Source organism: Moraxella sp. CTOTU47579 (assembly GCF_032004885.1).
Lineage (GTDB): Bacteria > Pseudomonadota > Gammaproteobacteria > Pseudomonadales > Moraxellaceae > Faucicola > Faucicola tetraodonis.
In genome coordinates this window covers 87,486-109,318 of record NZ_DALZOJ010000003.1, presented here as the reverse complement: position 1 = coordinate 109,318, position 21,833 = coordinate 87,486, and the positions used below count along the sequence as shown (strand labels likewise).

General features: G+C 43.8%; 18 protein-coding genes and 1 tRNA gene. 12 read left to right on the top strand and 7 right to left on the bottom strand.

Annotation, left to right across the window (positions count from 1 at the left end; genetic code table 11):
• The first annotated feature begins 290 nt into the window (after window positions 1-290).
• The gene (locus RTP55_RS03015; RefSeq protein ID WP_157819377.1) at window positions 291-455 is read left to right on the top strand and encodes a hypothetical protein; all 165 of its coding nucleotides are present in this window, start codon (window positions 291-293) and stop codon (window positions 453-455) included.
• Window positions 456-465: 10 nt separating this feature from the next.
• Window positions 466-1,230, top strand: a complete 765-nt coding sequence (locus RTP55_RS03010; protein ID WP_312384102.1) for a 3-hydroxyacyl-CoA dehydrogenase — start codon at window positions 466-468, stop codon at window positions 1,228-1,230.
• Window positions 1,231-1,372: 142 nt separating this feature from the next.
• Here the strand turns inward: RTP55_RS03010 and hemP are convergent, their stop codons facing one another.
• The gene (gene hemP / locus RTP55_RS03005; RefSeq protein WP_007114963.1) at window positions 1,373-1,537 is read right to left on the bottom strand and encodes a hemin uptake protein HemP; all 165 of its coding nucleotides are present in this window, start codon (window positions 1,535-1,537) and stop codon (window positions 1,373-1,375) included.
• Window positions 1,538-1,689: 152 nt separating this feature from the next.
• Here hemP and RTP55_RS03000 point away from each other — a divergent pair, with 152 nt between their 5' ends.
• From RTP55_RS03000 to obgE, 4 genes are all read left to right on the top strand, one after another.
• The gene (locus RTP55_RS03000; RefSeq protein ID WP_312384100.1) at window positions 1,690-2,721 is read left to right on the top strand and encodes an NUDIX domain-containing protein; all 1,032 of its coding nucleotides are present in this window, start codon (window positions 1,690-1,692) and stop codon (window positions 2,719-2,721) included.
• Window positions 2,722-3,049: 328 nt separating this feature from the next.
• A complete protein-coding gene (locus tag RTP55_RS02995; RefSeq protein WP_409418407.1) occupies window positions 3,050-3,658 on the top strand; it encodes a lipocalin family protein in 609 nt (202 codons plus the stop codon).
• A 126-nt stretch (window positions 3,659-3,784) separates the two neighbouring features.
• On the top strand, window positions 3,785-5,137 hold the full coding sequence (locus RTP55_RS02990) for a glyceraldehyde-3-phosphate dehydrogenase (RefSeq protein ID WP_312384098.1): 1,353 nt from the start codon (window positions 3,785-3,787) through the stop codon (window positions 5,135-5,137).
• A 152-nt stretch (window positions 5,138-5,289) separates the two neighbouring features.
• Entirely contained in the window at window positions 5,290-6,510 is a 1,221-nt protein-coding gene (gene obgE, locus RTP55_RS02985; RefSeq protein ID WP_203172067.1) for a GTPase ObgE, read from the top strand.
• Between the two features lie 73 nt (window positions 6,511-6,583).
• Here the strand turns inward: obgE and RTP55_RS02980 are convergent, their stop codons facing one another.
• Complete coding sequence (locus RTP55_RS02980; protein WP_312384097.1) at window positions 6,584-7,465, bottom strand: DegV family protein; 882 nt, start codon at window positions 7,463-7,465, stop codon at window positions 6,584-6,586.
• 314 nt (window positions 7,466-7,779) lie between these two features.
• On the opposite strand from RTP55_RS02980, the gene proB reads away from it, so the two are divergent.
• The 6 genes from proB to clpA all read left to right on the top strand — a co-directional run bounded on the left by proB (window position 7,780) and on the right by clpA (window position 15,747).
• Window positions 7,780-8,928 carry a glutamate 5-kinase gene (proB, locus tag RTP55_RS02975; protein ID WP_312384096.1) on the top strand — a complete coding sequence of 383 codons (1,149 nt, stop codon included), beginning with the start codon at window positions 7,780-7,782 and terminating at the stop codon, window positions 8,926-8,928.
• Between the two features lie 101 nt (window positions 8,929-9,029).
• Window positions 9,030-10,139, top strand: coding sequence for a uroporphyrinogen decarboxylase (hemE, locus tag RTP55_RS02970; RefSeq protein ID WP_312384095.1), 1,110 nt, complete (start codon window positions 9,030-9,032; stop codon window positions 10,137-10,139).
• 21 nt (window positions 10,140-10,160) lie between these two features.
• Complete coding sequence (gene argC / locus RTP55_RS02965) at window positions 10,161-11,228, top strand: N-acetyl-gamma-glutamyl-phosphate reductase (RefSeq protein WP_188874992.1); 1,068 nt, start codon at window positions 10,161-10,163, stop codon at window positions 11,226-11,228.
• 289 nt (window positions 11,229-11,517) lie between these two features.
• Window positions 11,518-12,378, top strand: coding sequence for a hypothetical protein (locus RTP55_RS02960; protein WP_312116364.1), 861 nt, complete (start codon window positions 11,518-11,520; stop codon window positions 12,376-12,378).
• 42 nt (window positions 12,379-12,420) lie between these two features.
• Window positions 12,421-12,894: an ATP-dependent Clp protease adaptor ClpS gene (locus RTP55_RS02955; RefSeq protein ID WP_312384094.1), complete on the top strand. Its 474-nt coding sequence runs from the start codon at window positions 12,421-12,423 to the stop codon at window positions 12,892-12,894.
• Between the two features lie 393 nt (window positions 12,895-13,287).
• Complete coding sequence (gene clpA / locus RTP55_RS02950) at window positions 13,288-15,747, top strand: ATP-dependent Clp protease ATP-binding subunit ClpA (protein WP_312384092.1); 2,460 nt, start codon at window positions 13,288-13,290, stop codon at window positions 15,745-15,747.
• Between the two features lie 106 nt (window positions 15,748-15,853).
• On the opposite strand, the gene RTP55_RS02945 is transcribed toward clpA, so the two are convergent.
• The 5 genes from RTP55_RS02945 to RTP55_RS02925 all read right to left on the bottom strand — a co-directional run bounded on the left by RTP55_RS02945 (window position 15,854) and on the right by RTP55_RS02925 (window position 21,562).
• Window positions 15,854-17,005, bottom strand: coding sequence for an AAA family ATPase (locus RTP55_RS02945; RefSeq protein WP_312384090.1), 1,152 nt, complete (start codon window positions 17,003-17,005; stop codon window positions 15,854-15,856).
• 261 nt (window positions 17,006-17,266) lie between these two features.
• Window positions 17,267-17,351: transfer RNA gene (locus tag RTP55_RS02940), tRNA-Leu, on the bottom strand.
• A 111-nt stretch (window positions 17,352-17,462) separates the two neighbouring features.
• Entirely contained in the window at window positions 17,463-18,446 is a 984-nt protein-coding gene (locus tag RTP55_RS02935) for a serine/threonine-protein kinase (protein WP_312384089.1), read from the bottom strand.
• On the bottom strand, window positions 18,443-20,221 hold the full coding sequence (locus RTP55_RS02930; RefSeq protein WP_312384088.1) for a sigma 54-interacting transcriptional regulator: 1,779 nt from the start codon (window positions 20,219-20,221) through the stop codon (window positions 18,443-18,445). The genes RTP55_RS02935 and RTP55_RS02930 overlap by 4 nt, the downstream gene beginning before the upstream one ends.
• An 84-nt stretch (window positions 20,222-20,305) precedes the next feature.
• Window positions 20,306-21,562, bottom strand: a complete 1,257-nt coding sequence (locus RTP55_RS02925) for a two-component system sensor histidine kinase NtrB (RefSeq protein WP_312384086.1) — start codon at window positions 21,560-21,562, stop codon at window positions 20,306-20,308.
• Window positions 21,563-21,833: the final 271 nt, after the last annotated feature.

The window sequence follows — 21,833 nt, the reverse complement described above, 5'->3', positions numbered from 1 at the left end:
TAAAACGATACAATTCATATCATAATACTTGAAATTGTCCAAAATTTTAGGCATCATAAGCTGACAAAAGGAATTTGTTAGCTTGACTTGAGACAAGTAAATCGAGATACAAATAAATCAGCGTGAGTGTAAATCGGCAATAGTTGTGAGCCCATCGTAAAAAAACTGGTTGTATCAACTCAAATTTATTCCAAGCCAGATTTATTTCAAGTCAGCGTTATTTTAAGCTAGTGGGTGACCGTTGACACTGGCACTTATTCCTATCTCATGGACGACATTAGGAGCCTGTCATGGACAATCTTGACACCCAAACCCCGCAATCTGTTTATTTCTTTGGGGGTGAAAAAAGGCGATCGGGTATCAACCATGCTGCCCCGTACACCGACAGCCATAACCGTGAAAAATTTAATCACATAAACCCACTGCTTTTAACACCAACAAAAATAACAGGTTAACGGAAAAACAATGCAAGTACAAAATAATACATTTTTGGTCACAGGCGGCGCGTCAGGTCTAGGTGAGGCGACAACCCGTTATTTGGTGGCGCATGGCGCAAATGTTATCATCGCCGATCTGAACCAAGAAGCCGGTGAGAAATTAGTGGCGAAATTGGGCGACAACGTGATTTTTGCAAAATGTGACATCACCAGCGAAGCGGATGTCAAAAATGCGATTGAGGCGGGTGTGAACAAATTTGGTAAATTATCAGGGTCAATCAACTGTGCCGGTATCGTGGTGGTGCAAAAATTACTGGACAAGGAAGGCAACCCAGCCGATTTAACCACCTTTACCCGTGGTATCCAGATTAACCTCATCGGCACTTTCAATGTGGTGCGACTGGCAGCGGCGGCGATGGCAAAAAATACTGCAGATAATAATGAAGATAAAGGTGTGATTATCAACACCGCTTCAATTGCCGCATTCGATGGTCAGGTCGGGCAGGGCAGTTATTCGTCATCCAAAGCAGGTGTGGTGGGCTTAACCTTACCACTCGCGCGTGAGCTGCAGCGTCATCAAATACGTATCATGACCATCGCCCCAGGGGTGTTCGGCACACCGATGATGGCAAGCCTGCCAGAAGCTGCCCGTACCAGTCTTGAGCAAGCCGTGCCTTTTCCCAAACGTTTGGGCAATCCAGAAGAATTTGCTAAATTGGTGGCACACATCATCGAAAATAGCTATCTCAATGGCGACGTTATTCGTTTGGACGGGGCTATTCGCATGGGTTAATTCAGTTGATTGTTGCCAGTAACTGCGCACAGTGACTAGCAACAGTAAATATCAACTTAGTCCTCTAAAAAAGCCACTCTCAAGAAGATTGGCTTTTTTTATTAACAATTTCACAATTTCACCGGGACTATTTGGTAAGTCACTATTTGGTGAGTATTAGGCGGTTATTACGGGTCAATCGAAGACGGTATTCTTCGCCGTCATGCTGAATGCGAATCTCTTTGGTCAGCGCAAATAAATGATTGGAATATAGCGTTGGCAAGGAACTTTGTTGGATGAGATTGGCACGATTTAATAAGTGTAGCATGGGATACTCCTTTTCTCTGAGGATGAAGCGAATAGTGTTTTTAATTGATAATGATTATCATTTATATTTAATGGGTCGTCAAGTGACTTTTTTCACTTTTTCATCAAATTTAATGCTTTATAATGGGTAACAATCAACAGTTTGAGAAAAATATGTCAAAAGTCGTTAATGTGGCAGTCGCGGTGATACATTTTAACAATCAATATCTACTGGGATTTCGTCATGCTAGTCAACACCAAGGCAATCGCTATGAATTTGTTGGGGGGAAAATTGAGCCAGATGAAACCCCAACACAAGGGTTAATTCGTGAAGTCTATGAAGAGATTGGCTTGGATATCGCGCAAAATACCGCAGTCAAAATGGGGGTGATACGCCATGATTATGCTGATAAAACCGTGGCATTGCATGTCTTTAAAATTCGAGTGAGCCAAGCCCAGTTTGATGGGTTACAACAGGGTAAAGGCAAGGAAGGTCAAGCCGTCACATGGGTTCATCAGTCAGACTTGGTCGCCAATCAGTACCCTTTGCCCGATGCCAATGCCCGCATTTTAGAGTGGTTAAAATTGCCTAATACAATTTATATCACCCAGCCTTTAGATAGCTTGGTTAGTGTGGATAAGTGGGTTGATTTTTATAGCCAAAAACTGCCCCAAAGTGCCCATTGTTATCTTCGCCCGCAAACCAGCGATGAAAATGCCACCGCTATGATTGATGGCTTACTCACGATAAGGGCGGATATCACCCCGATTATTCAATATGCAACAGTTGAGCGCTTATTTGAGTACTTACCTGAGCGCTTATTTCAGCGTTTAGATGCGTGGTTAAAAAACGGCATGGTACATTTAAATCACCAACAACTCATGACGCTTGATTTCTCAAGTTTATCAAAAAATTATCACTATTTTGCCAGTTGCCATGACCAACATAGCCTAAGCAGATTAAATACCTTGGCAACCTCGCACACTGTCATGGGCTGTTTTTTATCCCCGGTGAAAGCCACACCGACACATCCAGAAACCTTTCAAAGTGGGGGCATGGGCTGGCAAACCTTGGGTGAATTGGCAAAAATCTGTGATGTGCCGGTGTTTGCGCTGGGCGGGGTGGGGCAGGCAGATTTAGCCACCGCCTATGAGCATGGGGCGATGGGAATCGCGGGTATTCGGTTATTGTTCGACAAGGTATAAAAAGTAGCCAACAGGTTGACTTTTTGTTACAACTTGGTGACATACTTTGTGGGCGGTAGAGCGATTTGCTTTATTAATTTACTTTTTTAACTTGCTTTTTTAACTTGCTTTTTAACTGAGTTGGTTTGTTAGCGAAACTGTGTACAATCTTTAACCTAATGAAAAAAGCCCATAAGCGTTTGGGCGTTTGCTATTTAACAATAGCGCATTCGTTGTAACAACTGGCTGACAAAAAATGCCCCAATAGTCACCGTTTGAGCGTTTATTTTGGGCTAAAATGACTACTTTAATGCGCAATAACACTGAGTAAAATAAGGTGATATAGACAATGAAAATAATGAGTAAAAAAACGTTAGCAGTGGCAGGTATTGCAGGTACATTAATTGCGATAAGTGCTTGCTCCACCACCACCCCCACCAAAAACACCTCAACCGAAACCACCGCCAAGTCCACAGGCATTGGTAAAGCTCAGGCGGTGCAAAGCGTTGATTTAAACCGTTATGCGGGCAAATGGTACGAAATCGCCCGTTTGCCGATGTTTTTTCAGCGTAACTGTGCCAGTGATGTCACCGCCACTTATACCCTACAACCGACAGGCAAGGTGGAAGTTAATAACCAGTGTATGGGCAAAGACGGCAAACCCATGCAAAGCATTGGTGAAGCCACCAAAAATGGCGATAGTGGCAGTAAACTTAAAGTTACTTTCTTGCCGCAAGGATTGCGTTGGTTGCCTGTGGGTAAAGCCGACTATTGGGTGCTTGCTTTAGACCCCAATTATAACCATGCGTTGGTAGGTACGCCAAACCAAAAATACTTGTGGATTTTGTCACGCACACCCACGATGGATGAAGACACTTATCAAACAATGGTCGCTACCGCAAAATCTCAAGGGTACGATGTCAGTAAATTGCAAAAAACCGTACAAAACAGCCGATAAGCTTGCTAGCTGAAACACCCTGCTTTAAAATTGCTAAAACGCCTAAATTCCGTTACAATTTAGGCGTTTATTTATTGCTGCATTTTCCACAGATTTTATTTTTCCTTCACAAAAAAAGGTCATACTATGTCTGCCAATCTCTACCAAGACCACCTCACTACTCGCAAAAATCAAGAAGCCCAAGCGATTCAGTTGTTAGTTGAGCTAAATACCCTAGCCAATAAAGGCGTCGATGTGCTGTTTTTTGGCAACCGCATTGCCTTAAACCTTGTTGATATCATCGCCCATCATGACAAAAACGCCCTTAACATCGCTGATACGCTCGCCTTTGTCACCGCGTTAAACGACCAAGATCTAAGCCATACCACCGTGGACTTGGGTCAAGCGCTAAAATCAGGTAAACAAGCCGACAGCTTTACCAGCGGTGACGAAGTGCCTGCGACAGATGTCGTGTTGTATGGTTTTGGTCGTATCGGTCGTATCTTGGCTCGGTTGCTGATGAGCCGTCCTGCCTCAGATAAAGGCTTACAATTAAAAGCCATCGTCGTCCGTCCAGCCGGTGAAGCCGATTTGGAAAAACGTGCAAGCTTGCTTGAGCGTGACTCGGTACATGGCTGGTTTGATGGCTCAGTGGTGGTTGATAAAGCAAACAGCGGTATCATCGCCAACGGTCGTTTTATCAAAGTCATTTATGCCGCTGACCCAAGCGAAATCGACTACACGTCTTATGGTATCGACAATGCCTTAATCATCGACAACACCGGTAAATGGAAAGATGAAGCAGGTCTTGGCAAGCATTTACAGTCAAAAGGTGCCAAAAAAGTGCTATTGACTGCCCCAGCGTCGGGCGATATCAAAAACATCGTCTATAATGTCAATGATGACACCATCGGTAGTGATACCATCGTATCAGCGGCAAGCTGTACCACCAATGCGATTACCCCTACGCTTAAACTCTTAAACGATAAATACGGCATTGAAAACGGTCACATGGAAACCATCCATGCGTTCACCAATGACCAAAACTTGGTCGATAACCACCATAAAGCCGAGCGTCGTGGGCGTGCTGCAACCTTAAATATGGTGATGACTAGCACAGGCGCTGCCAAAGCGGTCAGTAAAGCGATTCCAGAATTAAAAGGCAAATTGTCAGGCAGCTCGGTACGTGTACCAACGCCAAACGTGAGCCTGGCGATTTTGAATTTGAATTTCAAAAACCCGGTCAATTCAAGCGATGAACTCAATGCCTTTATCAAAGAAGCCAGTCAGAGCGAACAATGGCAAGCGCAAATTGCTTACTCAGATTCTGATGAAGCCGTTTCTACCGACTTTGTTGGCTGTGAAAAAGTGGCGATTTGGGATGCCAAATCTACGCTTGCGCAAGACAACCGTGCAGTGATGTACCTATGGTATGACAACGAAATGGGCTATAGCACTCAAGTATTGCGAGTTGCTGAAACCATGGCAAAAAATGCCTAAGTGTTCCTAATCGTTAAGAACGATTACAAGACCGCTCAAGTTTGGGCGGTTTTTTATTGAATAAAATTTCAAACATCGATTGAGTTCAAATTTTTCTTGCTAAAATTCATGCTATAATATTTGGTTATTCAAGAATTTAAGGAAAGTCTTCAATGCGTTTTATCGATGAAGCAATCGTAACAGTCAAAGCAGGCGACGGCGGCAATGGTATCGTCAGTTTTCGCCGAGAAAAATACGTCCCCAAAGGCGGCCCCGATGGCGGTGATGGCGGCAAAGGCGGGGATGTGTACGTGGTGTGCGACGACAACACCAACACCCTCGTCGATTACCGGTTTACCCGTCGCTATGATGCCAAACGCGGCGAAAATGGCGGCGCCAAAAACTGTTCAGGTCGTGGCGCGGATGATATCTATCTATCTGTGCCCATCGGTACCACCGTCGTTGATACTGAAACAGGTGAGGTCTTAGCAGACTTGACCAAAAAAGGGCAAACGGCGAGGATTGCCAAAGGCGGTGACGGCGGGCAAGGCAATACCCATTTTAAAACCTCCACCAATCAAGCACCACGACGTGCCACCCCAGGTTTTGCAGGTGAATTAAAAGTCTTGAAGTTTGAGCTAAAAGTGGTAGCGGACGTAGGTCTTATCGGTCTGCCAAACGCGGGTAAATCCACCTTTATTCGTCAAGTCTCTGCTGCCAAACCCAAAGTTGCCAATTATCCGTTTACCACTTTGGTACCGAATCTAGGTGTCGTGGATGTGGGCAAACACCGCTCATTTGTTATGGCAGATATCCCAGGACTGATTGAAGGCGCCTCTGAAGGGGCTGGACTGGGTATTCGCTTTTTAAAACACGTCGCTCGTACCCGTCGATTATTGCATCTTGTCGATGTACAGCCCATTGATGGTAGCGACCCTGTGGCAAACGCCCAAGTGATTTTTAATGAGTTAGAAAAATTCTCGCCAGAGCTGTCAAAACTGCCACAAATTTTGATTTTAAACAAAATCGACCAAGTGCCCGAAGAGTCATTAAACCAACTTTGCACTCATATCGTGGCAGAGCTTGGTTGGACAGGGATGGTTTTTCGTACTTCCACGCTCACAGGGGAAGGGGTTGATGCCGTGGTTTGGCATTTGATGAATGAAATCGAGCAAGAGCGCGAGATGGAAGAAACTGATCCCGACTTTGCTGAAAGTCAGCGGTTGCGTTTTGAACGACTGGAAGCGGAAGTGCGCGCCAATACGGAAGAGCAAAAAGAAGCATATCGTGCCAAACGTAAAGCTGAGCGTGAAGGTCGCGCATTGGATGAAGATGATTTTGATGACGACGACTACGATGACGATGATGGCGTGGAAGTAGTATACGCACCTTAGCGGTGATGGAAATAGCTTTAAAAAGGTTAGCCCGGGCTAACCTTTTTATTAAGTGAATTTAGATAAGGACGGGTCATTTTTTTAATGCTTTGACAATATGCGGTAATTCACCATAAAACACCCCAATGCCTGTCCCCATCAAGCCATGATTGGCAAGCGAAATAGTCGACACGCGAATGACAAGCAAATCATCCCAACCAAAATGGGTCGCTAATATTTTTTTAAAAAATTCGGTACTTTCATGATGCCCCGTATCTGTCAAATAGATAAACGCGGGTTGATTTGCGGCAAGTTTTTCGATGGTTTTTCCCATGGTGATCAGGGTTTTTTCAAGCTTGCGCACTTTTTCCACCGCGATAATCTCGCCAATTTGATTAATTTGCATAATCGGTTTAATATCAAATAAGTTGGCAACAAATGCGGCAGGGGCGGACAATTTTTTGTTGCGAATAATATAGTCCAAGTCACTGAGGGTAAATAAAAATTCACTGCGACGTCGCAAATCGTCAAGTTTTTTTGCCACGTTTTCAAACGATTCACCTTGTTCAATCAACACTTTTGCCTCGTACGCCAGCGCCCCTTCAGCAATATTGAGTGTTTTGGTGTCATACACAAAGATGTGCAGACGATTGGCATAATGTACTTTGAGTTCTTCTAGCATGGGCAAGGTTTGGCTAAATTTGGACGAGATGCCGCAAACAAATACCTCAGTGACTCCGCGAGCAATCAAATCATTAAACAACAGATGCATTTCATGGATGGATGGCGGAAATGTACTCGCTACCGATTTGAGGTTGGTTTTCATGATGGTTGCTAGGCGCTCACTGGTGATATTTTTACCATCGATAAAATCAACGTTGTTGATGTTTACGTGTAAACGCAGAATGTCTATGCCTTGCGACAATCCGTGGGCTTCAAGACAAGATGAGGAAGTGGTGACAACAGCGCTTTTCATAAATTTGATAAACCCAGTAGCACATGACGATGAGCAAATTTATATAAAAGCAATGTTGATAGCAAGTTATCCTCATCTAAATTGAGAAAACCTCAAGTCAATATTTTTTAGTTGACAATGTCAATTTGTTTTTTCAATGGTTACTATTTGATTGGGATAGAAATGCGTATGATAAAAACATGTGATATTTAACGGCTACCGGCATCGAATTAGCATTTATAAAGCCAGTAAAAATTGTTACAATGCTCAGCCAAGCCATTATGGCATTTAATTTGATTAAAAAATTGCACTTGACTAATTATGATTGCCAACTTATGACTGCCAACGCCTCACCTAGCTCAACTAAAAAAGCCCTTAAGTCAAATACTATTGTGGTAAAAATTGGTTCATCGCTACTAACCAATAATGGTAAAGGCTTGGATCGCACCGCAATTTATGAATGGGCGAAGCAAATTGCCAAGCTGCATAATGAAGGTTATCAGGTATTGCTAGTGTCCTCAGGGGCAGTGGCAGAAGGGGTGGTGCGGATGAATTTGGAAGAACGCCCCAAAAAATTGCAAGCCTTGCAAGCCTGCGCCGCCATTGGGCAGATGGGCTTGATTGAAACTTGGTGGTCGGCGTTGATTCAGTATGGTGTACAAAGCGCCCAGTTGCTACTGACCCATGACGATCTTGCCAACCGAAATCGTTATCTCAATACCGCTAATACGTTAAATCAGCTACTTGAATGGCGCGTGCTACCGGTCATTAATGAAAATGACACCGTCAGTGTCGATGAAATCAAATTTGGTGATAATGACAGTCTAGGTGCGATGGTGGCAGCCATGGTCAAAGCTGATTTATACATTATATTGACCGACCAGCAAGGCGTATTCACCGATAACCCTCGCACCAACCCGGATGCGAAGCTGATTAAGAGCGAACGGGCAATGGCAGATTATTTGTTTGACGTGGCGGGAGATGGTGGCAAATTGGGTCGTGGCGGGATGATTACCAAAATTCGCGCGGCAAGGCTTGCGGCAATGGGTGGTTGTCCCACCGTGATTGTCAGCGGCAGCATCGATAACGTGATTAATCGCGTGGTCAAAGGGGAATCCTTAGGTACGATGCTCACTACCAATGACGATGATAAACGCATTGCCAAAAAACAATGGCTAGCCGCTCATCTGCGTATGGCAGGTCGCTTGGTGATTGACGATGGCGCAGTGGATGCCATCATTAAAAATAACAAAAGCTTATTGCCTGTCGGGGTGATTGAAGTGCAAGGTGATTTTGATGAGGGCGATGTGGTGGAGTGCGTTGATAAAACAGGGGTGCGTATCGCGGTCGGTCAGGTGGATTTCTCATCAAATGAAGCTAAGCGCATCGCTCGCAAACGCAATAGCGACATCGAAGCGATTTTGGGTAAAAATGAGGAACGGCACGTGATGGTACATCGTGATAATATGGCGATTATCGTATAATTTTCGACAATTCTTGATTGAAATTTGACTACTTTTAGACTGATTCAATATTATTTTACCCAATAGTATTTTTACCCAAGATTATTTTTGAAGGCAATGACATGACCCATAACTTTCCGATGTTAAAAAATGACCGCATTTTAAGAGCCATGCGTTTTGAATCTGTGGATGTGACCCCTGTGTGGATGATGCGACAAGCCGGTCGATATTTGCCTGAGTATAAACAAACCCGTGCCCAAGCCGGTGATTTTCTATCGCTTTGCAAAAATACCGATTTGGCGACGGAAGTCACCATTCAGCCATTTCGCCGTTTTGAGTTGGATGCGGCGATTTTGTTTAGTGATATTTTAACCATTCCTGATGCGCTCGGTTTGGGTCTGTATTTTGAGGCAGGGGAAGGTCCAAAATTTCACAAAACTGTCAGAAGCATGGCAGAGGTTGAAGCCTTGCCAACCGTCGCGATGGCAGATGCACTTGACTATGTGATGAAAGCGGTGACCAGTATTCGTCATGCGCTGGCAGGCCGTGCGCCATTATTTGGCTTCTCGGGTAGTCCGTGGACGCTAGCGACCTATATGATTGAAGGCGGTAGTTCTAAAGAATACCGCTATGCCAAAGCCATGTTGTATGGCGAGCCTGAAACCTTGCATGCGCTGCTCGCTAAAATCACTGATGCTGTGATTGATTATTTGCTAGCGCAGATAGCAGCGGGGGCGCAGTTATTACAAATTTTTGATAGTTGGGGTGGGGCATTGGCGCATCGCCAATTTGTTGAATTCTCGCACCATTACAATACTAAAATTGTCGCGGCGATCAAAGCAACATACCCAGAGGTACCTGTGGTACTATTTACCAAAGGTGGCGGCTTGTGGTTAGATACCCAATGCCACAGTGGCGCGGATGCGCTAGGACTTGATTGGACGATGCCACTAGATAGAGCCCGCAGCATCGTCTTTGAACAACAAAAAGAATTGACCAAATTGCACAAAAAGCTGCATACAGGCATCGCGCTGCAAGGTAATCTTGACCCCGCGACATTATTTGCATCGCCTGAGCATATTCGCCAGCAGACGCATTTGATGCTACAGGACGCCTACAGCCTCGGTGATAAAACAGGCTATATAGCAAACTTAGGTCACGGTATTAACCAATGGGTTAATCCTGACCATGCCAAAGCTTTTATTGATGCGGTGCATGAATATAAACTTTAATACCAACATCAGGAGACGACCATGATCAAAGTAGGTATTGTCGGTGGCACAGGCTACACTGGCGTAGAGCTAATTCGACTATTGAGTCGTCATCCACAGGCACAAGTGACGATGCTGACATCGCGCTCAGAAGCGGGCCGACGCGTTGATGATATGTTTCCAAGTTTGCGGGGCGTGACCGATTTAACGTTTTCGGATTTGGATGAAAAAAAATTAGCAGCATGTGATGTGGTATTCTTTGCTACGCCCCACGGCGTTGCCATGAAGCATGCCAAATTTTTAACCGAAAATGGCACTAAAGTCATCGATTTGGCGGCAGATTTTCGTTTGCAGTCGCTACAAGATTTTGAAACTTGGTATAAACTTGAACATACTTGCCCCGATATTTTAAAAGAAGCTGTGTATGGGTTACCCGAAGTCAATCGTGATGCCATTGCCAAAGCCAAGGTCATTGGCAACCCAGGTTGTTATCCCACCACGGCGATTTTGGGATTAAAACCACTAATCGACGCCCAAAACAGCCAGCAGCAGGCATTGATTGAGCCTTGGATTATTATTGATGCCAAATCAGGCGTCTCAGGTGCAGGTCGCCAAGCCAAAATGAATTTGTTATTTAGCGAGACATCGGATAGTTTTAGCGCCTATGGCGTGGCAGGTCATCGTCACGCTCCAGAGATTAGCCAAGGGATTGACCAAATATTGGGTCAAAGCAAACGCTTTCAGTCGCATGATATCCGCTTTGTACCCCATTTAGTACCCATGATTCGCGGTATGTTTACCACGATTCATGTTCGCTTGACGGCGGCGGGTCAAGCGTTAGATTTACAATCTTTATATGAAACCAGCTATCAAAACGAATATTTTGTAGACGTCATGCCAAAAGGGATGTACCCAGATACCCGTAGTGTACGGGGTAGCAACTATTTAAGAATTGCGGTGCAAACACTAGAAAATAGCCCGATGGCGACGATTTTGGTGGTACAAGATAATTTGGTCAAAGGTGCGGCAGGACAAGCCGTGCAAAATATGAACGTGATGTTTGGGCTTGCAGAGCAAACAGGGTTGGCGTTAGTTGCCGTCGTGCCTTAAGTTATTTCTTTAATAAGTGGTTTTCTTAAGCTATTTATGGTCAGCCTATTTAAAAATGTTAATGCCATAACAAGCATTGCTTTATTTTTTTTAGCCAAAAAAATATGACGCTATGATGAAATGGGCTAACTTTATTATTTTTTCAGTCAATAAATTTAGCTGAATTCATCATAATTTTTGTTTATAATGGGGTTCGCTTTAATGGATGTCATATTCATCAACCCTTTTTGAGCTATCATCAGTACTGTGATTATCCATGTTTTGATCGTTTTTCAATTTGAGTATCTCTATGGATTTGCCCGAAGATAATAACTCTTCTCAATCTTTGCCAGAAGCACAACGCAATTATATTGCCCAACCCAACAAGGTGTCGGGGTGGCTGATTGCGTTTGGGGTTAGTTTGTTGTTAGTTGCCATCATTGCACTGGTGTTAGGTCAACGCATTGGTTATCATCGCGGCTTGAGCTTTGCTGCTGAAGAAGCGAAAAAAACCGCCGCAGGTCTTGAAATCTCAGCAGAAAACATCAAATCATTAAAGCTAAAATCTGATACGTTACAAAGCCAATTAACCACTGCGCAGCAAGAGCGTGATATCAGCTTGGCGAACCTATCAGCGCTGCGTACCGATATTCAAGATCTAAAAGTCACCAACTTACAGCTTGAACAAGGTCAGCAATTCTTAACCACGTCGCTTGCCAAAAAAGGCGGTATGAGTTTACAAGTCATCGGGGCAAAAATCGCACCATTGCCAGAAAATGCCTATGAATACCGCTTTGATGTCGGTATGGTCGATCCATCAAATCAGCCAAAAAATCTGATACCAAAATTGACCTTGCTCGATGAAGTTAATATGGTCGAAGTCCCATTGCAACCTAATAGTTACTCGATTCATGGGATTGCAAGAATTCGCGGGCGTTTTTTGATGCCCAAAAACTTTGTACCCAAACAAGTGAAACTTGAATTAGCCGCCGGCAACCAAAAAACTGAGCAAGTGTATGATTGGCAACTCGGTCAACCGATTGATAACATGCCGTATACGCTTGAAGAAACGCCTGAAGCGGATAAACGACCTGTGAGTTCGACCGATAGCACGCCAGTGGCAAGCACAGCCAATACGCAAAAACCTGCCGCAACGACTGCTGTAAAGTAGTATAATCAATGTTTCGTCTAATCTTAGGTAAATGTTCAATTAATGATGCTTCAAACGCTTAATTTTTCTCGTCAATCAGTTGTGTCACAGCCAACCACCACGAATATGGATTGGCATCTACCGGCATGGTTGCCAACACAGTCCCCTAAACATCCACCTAGCCAATCACCAAATTCATTGCCAGCCCGTTTGACCGACATAGAAGGCGAGCCAAATACTGACCCCGTCGAAGATGTGCTATTGGCTGACCCTGAACTGAAAAAACCACAGATGTATGCGGTGGTCATGTATAACGATGACTATACGCCGATGGAATTTGTGGTGGATGTTTTACAAAATCATTTTAAACATTCGCTAGACTCGGCTATCAGTATTATGCTTGCCATTCATCAACAAGGCAAAGGAATTGCCGGTATATACCCTAAAGACATCGCAGAAACTAAAGCCCAAGCCGTCAACCGTGAGGCGCGTCAGGCAGGTTATCCGTTACTGAGTCAAATTGAGCCGCAAGGTTAGTGGCAGTTTGCTATTTAACCCAGTTTTATTTTTGGTAGCACCTTATTTCTATTTTTTATTCATCATTGAATTTTTTGCCATTTTAAAACCCGCCATTAACTACGTTTTATCACTTGAATTTATTAGCAATGTCATTATATTAAACGTAATGATTTTGATTTTTCCCATTTTGTCATCTTTCATTTTTACTTCCTTTTAACCGAACTTAGCATGATTAGCCAGATATCCATAAGATATTTGGTGCTGAGGTGACGGCAAATGAAACTTGAGAAAACATCAACGCAAATAACCATCAACACCTATAACGACATCAAACCAATCAATTAGATAACGCATGATTTTTCAAGTAGGGCAAAATCAAAAACCGTCGGTGACAAGTATTAAGGATATCTTATGTTAAGTTTAGAATTACAAAGCACGTTGCGGTTGGTAGTGACACTTGCAAAACAACGTGCACATGAATATTTAACGGTCGAGCATCTGCTATTGGCACTGTTAGAGAATGAAAATGCGGTAGAAGCCTTGGTGGCTTGTGCAGTCAATGTGGATCAGCTTGGCAAAGATTTGACCCAGTATATTGATGAACATACCCCAACGGTCGATATCAACGAAGATTACTCGCCACAACCAACGCGCAGTTTTGACCGTATCTTGCAGCGGGCGATTTTTCATGTGCAATCGGTTGCCAGCAGCCGTTTGGTAGAAGGCTCAGATTTGCTAGTGTCTATGTTCTCAGAGCATGACACCTACGCGGTGTACCTGCTTAAAAAACAAGGGGTGACGCGACTTGAGTTGACCCAGTATCTGTCGCATGGTCAAGACAAAAAAGTGCGCGACAAATTAACCAGTGTTGAAACTGAAGAAACGGGTGAAAAAGCCAATAAAGACCCATTGACTGAATTTACCGTTAATCTCAATCAAAAAGCCTCTACGGGTGGCACCGATCCGTTAATTGGTCGCCAAGCAGAAATCGAGCGTACCGCGCAGATTTTATGCCGCCGCCGCAAAAATAATCCGCTACTGGTGGGTGACCCAGGGGTGGGTAAAACGTCGATTGCGGAAGGCTTGGCATGGTTGATTGTCAATGACAAAGCACCAAAACCATTATCAGGCTGTGTGGTATATAGTTTAGATATTGGTGCGCTGATTGCCGGTACAAAATACCGCGGTGATTTTGAAAAACGGATGAAAGCGCTATTAGATGCCTTAAAAGCCAAGCCCAATGCGATTTTATTTATTGACGAAATCCATATGATTATCGGCGCAGGCTCATCGATGAGCAGCAATATGGATGTGTCAAATTTAATCAAACCTGCGTTGGCATCCGGTGAGCTGCGTTGTATCGGCTCAACCACCTTTACCGAATACCGCCAAGTGTTTGAAAAAGACCATGCCTTAAGTCGTCGTTTCCAAAAAGTTGATGTCAACGAACCATCCATTGATGAAACGATTGATATTCTACGCGGTCTGAAAAAACAATATGAGAAATTCCATAACGTCAGCTATACCGATCAGGCGCTACAAAGTGCGGTGCATCTGGCGGTAAAACACATTCACGAACGCTTTTTACCTGACAAAGCCATTGATGTGATTGATGAAGCGGGTGCATTTGTTCGCCTGCAAAAACAAGCCGAAAATCAGGTTGAATCTACTGTGGACAGCAATCAATCCACTGATAATGTCGCAAATGACAAGTTATCAAATCAGCCTGTGGTGGATGAAGACGCACTTGTCGATGACTTAGATGTTAGCCATGCAGCGGATGGTGTTGTCGAACCTGAGGCTATGTTAAGCGAAGCCGACAATAAAGTGATTGACGCGGCACAACAAAATGGCGAGGTGGTGATTGATGTTCCGCAAATTGAATACATTATCTCAAAAATTGCGCGCATCCCACCAAAATCCGTCTCAACGGATGACAAATCGGTGCTGCAAAATCTTGAAAGCAACCTAAAACATCTGGTGTTTGGTCAAGATGAAGCCATCAAAAACTTGGCAGATGCCATCAAGTTGTCACGTGCAGGCTTAAAACCAGATGATAAACCGATTGGTTCGTTTATGTTCGCCGGTCCTACCGGTGTCGGTAAAACGGAAGTCAGTCGTCAGTTAGCGAATTTGTTAGGCATTGAACTGGTTCGTTTTGATATGTCTGAGTATATGGAAGCACATACGGCGTCACGCTTGATTGGGGCACCGCCAGGCTATGTGGGCTTTGATCAGGGCGGTTTATTGACCGAAAAAATCAATCAATTCCCGCATTGTGTACTATTGCTAGATGAGATTGAAAAAGCCCACCCTGACGTATTTAACTTGCTGCTCCAAGTGATGGATCATGGCTCGCTCACTGACAATAACGGTCGCACATCAAGCTTTAAGCAAGTGATACTGATCATGACTACCAATGTCGGCGCTGATAGCATCAGTCGCAACAGCATGGGCTTTACCAAACAAGATCATAGCCGCGACAATAGTGAGGCGATGAAACGGATGTTTACCCCAGAGTTTCGCAATCGTTTAGATGCCATCATTCAATTTAACCCATTGGATCAAAATGTCATTGTATCTGTGGTTGATAAATTCTTGGTTGAACTGCAAGCCCAGCTTGATGACAAGAAAGTGGTGCTTGAAATTGATGATGAAGTCAGAAATTATCTGGCAGAAAAAGGTTACGATCGTCTCATGGGTGCCCGCCCAATGAACCGCTTGATTCAAGATGAAATCAAAAAACCATTGGCAGAGCAAATATTATTTGGTGATTTGGTGAATGGCGGTACGGTTTCGATTCGTATGAATGCCGATAAAACAGCGATTGAGCTTGTGCCGATTGATGAAAAGCAAATTGACAATGTCTAGGTCTAGGTTTAGTAATATCTAGTATAAAAAAAGGAGCCACTGAGCTCCTTTTTTTTATGCCTACTGATGATACTGAACGACTATACTTAATAAATGGGCTTAATAATTATACAAAACCAAATTTGGGTTTTTCTGCTTGTTTCTCTCGATAGGACAGATGATCCATGTTGGTTAACTCTGCCAATGAGTGCGGTTTATTGACGGTGATAACTTTATCAATGGATGCCAAAAACGCGTTGGATTTTTCAACGGACAGTTCTTTGAATTTATACTCAGCTATCAATCGACCTTTACGCAGCAGCGCGGGGTCAATTTTTGAGATATTGGAGTTAAAGGTACAGATAAACTGGCACTCCAACACATCCGATAGCATACCATCAGCAATGTTCAAAATCGCCGATACCACATCGGTATTGGCGTTATCAATGCTACGCTCGGCAATGTAGTTTTCACAGTCTTCAAGCACTAATACCGAGTTTTTGTTATCCACCAACAGTGACATAAATTCAGGGTTGGTCAAATACCCAATCATGGTAGTGGGCACAAAGATGAATTTTTTATTAGGCACTTGGCTAGTTAGCCATTTGATATAGTTGGTTTTACCTGAACCCGCCACGCCATGCAACAGTACCACGCCTTTACCATCGTGATTGAGCGATTCTTTGATATGCTGATGCACGGGCAGAAAATCCTCGTGATACATGGTATCTAAATTGATGGGAAATGGTTTGATACGATGGGTTTTAAACACAAAACCATGAACCTCTTTGAGTAAAATCGATACTTTAGCCTCTTGCGACACATACTTTTGCAAGTATTCATCAAACACGTTTTTGACACTGGCCGCCGAATGCGGATTGGTCGAAATATAGTAAATACTGACGACTTTTAACAAGCCTGACTCAAAGATGTACTCGTCATAGTCATTGGACAAATCTTCATTGGTGAGCATGAACACTTCATATTTGGGATGAAAATAGCAAGCTTCACGCTCATACAAGGTATTATTTTTATGCGAATAGGCGACGGTGGTAAAATCAGTGCAACGCTCAAAATCTTTAAGCTGCTCTTTGCGAATTACCATATCATGGTTGCCAACATGCACCCCAGGGAAAATATCATCGAGTAGCGACTCAAAAGGATTATATTTGCTAGCGTATTGGAGGTTGTCTTCAATAAGTTGAACAGTATAGGGCGGCTCGGAGGAGGCGCTGAGCAGCTTTCGCGGCTGGTAATAGGGCGATTGTAAAATTTTCATAGGAATATAGGCTTATAAAAGGCAGTAGAAAAATTAACATAGTTAGTAGTAAACAAGCTAACTATAGAGATGGGGCAGTTAATACTAGATGCAAGTTAAAAATTAGCTAGTTGGCAATCAGTTAAAAAATTTTTAGCAACAAAATGAGCAGCATACTGGCTAACAGTAAGGCAGTAAGCAATGGTGAGATAAGATAGACAGGAATTTTAGGCATAAAAAAACCTGCAAGAGGCAGGTTAATTTAACTAATACCGATTTGAGTGGTGGGGCTGAAGAGACTCGAACTCTTACACCTCGCGGCGCTGGAACCTAAATCCAGTGCGTCTACCAATTTCGCCACAGCCCCATGAGTTGCCTCAAAGTGTTGACTCAATATTTGTATCAGTGTCTTTGTGGTTGGCTATTATATAGAAAATTTTCGCTTTGGCAAGGGGTTTTTTAAAAAAAACGCATTTTTTTATTGGTTAAGTAAAATTTTTAGCGCATTGATAATATCTGCCAAGTTACTAATACGGTTTTCCACGCGTTTTGCCAGCAGCTTGTCAATAAAAGGCTGGCAAGCTTGGCAAGCAAATTCTGATAACTGATGATTTGGGCATAGAAAAGGCACGGGCTGTTGGCGATGCGCGATTGCCCAACCAGGATAATCATCTGCCATAAAAGGCAGACATCCCATCAATAATTCGTACCATATCACCCCCAAACTATAGTAGTCGCTAAACTTGTCAAAAGGCTGTCCTGTGAATTGCTCAGGACTCATATAGGCAGGCGTACCAGCGGTGTAAGTTTTGCAGTTCAGTGAGGCATTTTTCCCCATAGCATCGCCAAGACCAATATCACTAAAACTAAAATCACTCAGACCAAAATCAATTAACACCACTTCAAGATTGGGTTTTACAATAAAGTTGGCGGGTTTGAGATCCAAATGCATCAGCCCAAATTGATGCAAACGGTTGACCACTTGGCAACTATGTAAAAAAATGGTCATTTTTTGCGGAAGATTAAGTATTGGCAATTTAGCATGCGCATACAGCAAGGATTTTAACGTCTCGCCTGGATGATACGACATGACTAGACACGGACTAACAGATTGCTGCGGCTGCTGTTGGTCAAAGATGAGGGTATCAGGTAGAAGGTTTGAAGCATACAGCGTGGGAATACCGCTTGTATGATGGGTGCTGTCAATCGCTAGGCTTTGGCAATGATGAAGGGCGTTAATTTCTTGCTCAAAATGGGCGAGATTGGTTGCATTAAAGTGAGGTAGTAATTGTTTAACGACAACGGCAGTAGGCGGGGAGTGAGTTGAATGCCATACCCCGTACCAAAGCTCGGTATGGTTGAGTGGATTTGAAGCTGATAGTGGCTGTAAGTCAGTAACGAGCGACTGACAGCCATTTTTTATGATAACCAGTACTTTGTGAGTTGACCTTGTCTCAATCATGATGGCTTAACGAGTCTACCTTCAATCAACTGCTGGTATTTTCGGGTCACGGTATTGCGCCCCCAACCCAGTAGGTCAGCCGCTTGTCCTTTATGCTGAGCAGTATGGGCAAGTGCCACTTCAAGTAAACATTTCTCAAACATCGGATAAGCGGTTTGCAGAATGTCGTACTGTCCTTCAGCGAGTGCTTGTTGTGCCCAAACTTGCAGCGGCGTGATCCAATCTGCGGTTGCGCCAGTTTGTGAGGCGTGCAAGGTCGGTATGACCGTCGTAGCGGATAAAGGCGTTGGCAGCTCACTCGAATGGACATTCAGATTAGCACTAGCACTGGGGCTGTTACTCGGAGCTGGCAAAGATGACGGATGTTCGCTAGCAGGTGCCTCAAACTGAGTGTCAGGCTGATAGTTATGTGTCGTATGTGTATTGGGCTCACGCGTAGTTACAGGCTTGCTATCTTGTAATTCAAACGCTTGTAAAATCTCGGGTGGCAAATCACTCGGCTGAATGGTTTGCCCTGTTGTCATCACACTGAGCCAGCGGCAGGTATTTTCAAGTTGACGCACGTTACCTTGCCAAGGATAGCTTTGCAAAATATGCATCGCAGACGGCGTGATGGTTTTGGTGTGGGTATGCATGCTTTTGGCGATATTTTGCATAAAAAAATCGATTAACAGCGGAATGTCTTCGCGGCGCTCACGTAGGGAAGGTAGCGCCAGTCGAATGACATTGAGCCGATAAAACAAATCTTCACGAAACTTGCCTTGCTGCACCAGAGTTTCTAGGTTTTGATGGGTCGCTGCGATGATACGTACGTCGACTTTAATGGGTTTGAGCCCACCGACACGGTAAAACTCACCATTTGCTAAGACGCGCAGCAAACGCGTTTGGGTCGGTAAAGGCATGTCGCCGATTTCATCCAAAAATAAAGTGCCGCCATGCGCCTGCTCAAAACGCCCTTGGCGCGTGGTAGTCGCACCCGTAAACGCGCCTTTTTCATGACCAAATAGTTCAGCTTCAATCAAATCATGCGGAATCGCCGCCATATTGAGGGCGATAAATGGTTTGGATTTGCGTGGCGAATGTTCGTGTAAGGCACTGGCAATCAGCTCTTTACCCGTCCCTGATTCGCCGGTGATGAGTACTGTCATCGGCATATGCGACAAGCGACCAATCGCACGAAATACTTTTTGCATGGCAATGGATTGCCCGATGATGCCCGATGGGTTGGTGGGGGCTTTTTCTAGCGCGACTGCTACTTTTTGCGCTGGCGGCTGCTGTGCATCACGAATCAGAGAGTCGTTGTAGTTCTCAGACTTACTGCGCTTTTGTGTTTGGTTTGACTGGCTTTGCAGGCAAGCTTTTTTCACCATGGCAATGGCATCATCCAACTCAAACGGCTTGGGTAAGTAATCAAATGCGCCTGATTGATAGCTATCCACCGCAGACTGCACATCGGCATGCGCGGTCATGATGATGACAGGGATTTGTGCAAAGGCTTGTTTGATTTTACTGCTAAAGTCCAATCCGTTCATCATCGGCATTCGAATATCGGTGACGATGACACTTGGCAAGGAGGCACTATTGTCACTCTTCGGTTGGCTGTCTTGCTCGCTATCTTGTAGTAGCCGCCACGCCGATTGCGCATTGCCAAAGGTTTGCACTTGAAACCCACTATCTGTCAGCGTATCTTCTAAAATCATACGTAGCGCTTGGTCGTCATCGATGACCCAAACAATAGGCTCGGTGGTTGGCGTTTTATTATTGGTATAAGTCATATAAAAACCCTATATGGGAAACTGTAGTGTTTAAAAATTCATAGCCGATCAGTCATGATGCTGTGGTGTATCACGCTTAAACTATCATTTGGTTATTTGCCGAATTTGCCAAGGTAAAAAAATCGTAAATAGGGTTTCACCTGGCTGAGAGGTCACACTGATTTGCCCTTGATGGCGCTGAATAATGTCATGAGCAAGTGCCAGTCCCAACCCTGTACCATTGGCGCGTCCTGTGACCAAAGGATAAAAAATTTGCGGTAACAACTCACTATCAATGCCCAAGCCATTATCAATAAAATCAACCCGCAATACGCTTTTATGTCGTATATCGCCAATGGTTTGTTGGTGCTGAATACGGGTCTTTACCGTGATGATAGGCGATACAATGTCGTTTTCATTGAGCGCTTGTATCGCATTATTGACGATATTCATAAATACTTGTACGAGCTGGTCTTTATCAGCGGTGATTTCTGGCAACGATAAATCAAAGTCTCTGACTAGACTAATATTGGGGTTTTGTATCTCTGCCAACGTTAGTACATGCTGCAGGGGCTCATGTACATTGATTAATTGCCAGTTGGGCAAATTTGGCGCACCCAGCAATTGGGTCACTAAGTTATTGAGTCGTCTGGTCTCATCCATGATGATACTGAGATAATTCGCGACCTTTTGCGCCTTGGTGTCGTTAATATAGCGCACAATCCCATCAAACTTCATGATTTGATTAAAATTCTTCTCAAGCAGTTGGCTTGCCCCAAGGATGCCGGCTAAAGGGTTTTTGACTTCGTGTGCCATACTGCGAATCATTTGACGGGTTATCAAATGTTGGTGATTTTGATACTGTTCTTGTTGAATACGACTTTCGCGATCTTTTGCCCAAATTTCAATCAAATAGAAAAAACCCGCCTCGGTTTCTAACGGGGAAACCCCATAATCGACCAATAATGGTGCACCAATCCCTTGAGCGCTTAGCCCCAAAATGGTGCAATCATGATGGATGAATGCTTGGTACATTTTTTTGGTATGTTCAAATTGGTTTTGCAGCGCCAATTTGACCTGTGCTTTGGTTTTTTTATGGGTTATCGGGTCATCATCCGTATGCGATTGCTCTGATGCTTGCGTTAGTAATTTTTCATAGTTTGCGGGGGTTAAAATATCGATCACATTTTTATGAAGTAAATGGTGCTGACTGACTGACAAAATCTGCTCAGCCGTCGCGTTGATATAGACGCACTCGTAGTTGATGTCAGCGACAATTAACCCCGATAGTAGGTTATTGAACATGTCCTCAAACAGGTTCTGGTTGGATTCGAGACTATGTAAAAAAGTAGGATGGGTCATTGGATAACTACCACAAATTTGAGCAATGGTTAAAGTGCAATTTAAATGCCAATAAACTATTGGATAATTTTTGGATTATTGTCATAACAGATAAATAATTAGAGTGATGGGCAGCAAATCAGTCATTTGATATTAAAAAATCACTCATTTATAGCAACGTGCTAATCGTAGTATGATATATTTTGAACCAAAATAGTGCAAAAGTTAAAGCCTAATTGCTAAAAAAAGACATATAAAAAAAGGGCATAAAATCTATGCCCTTTGATGTACT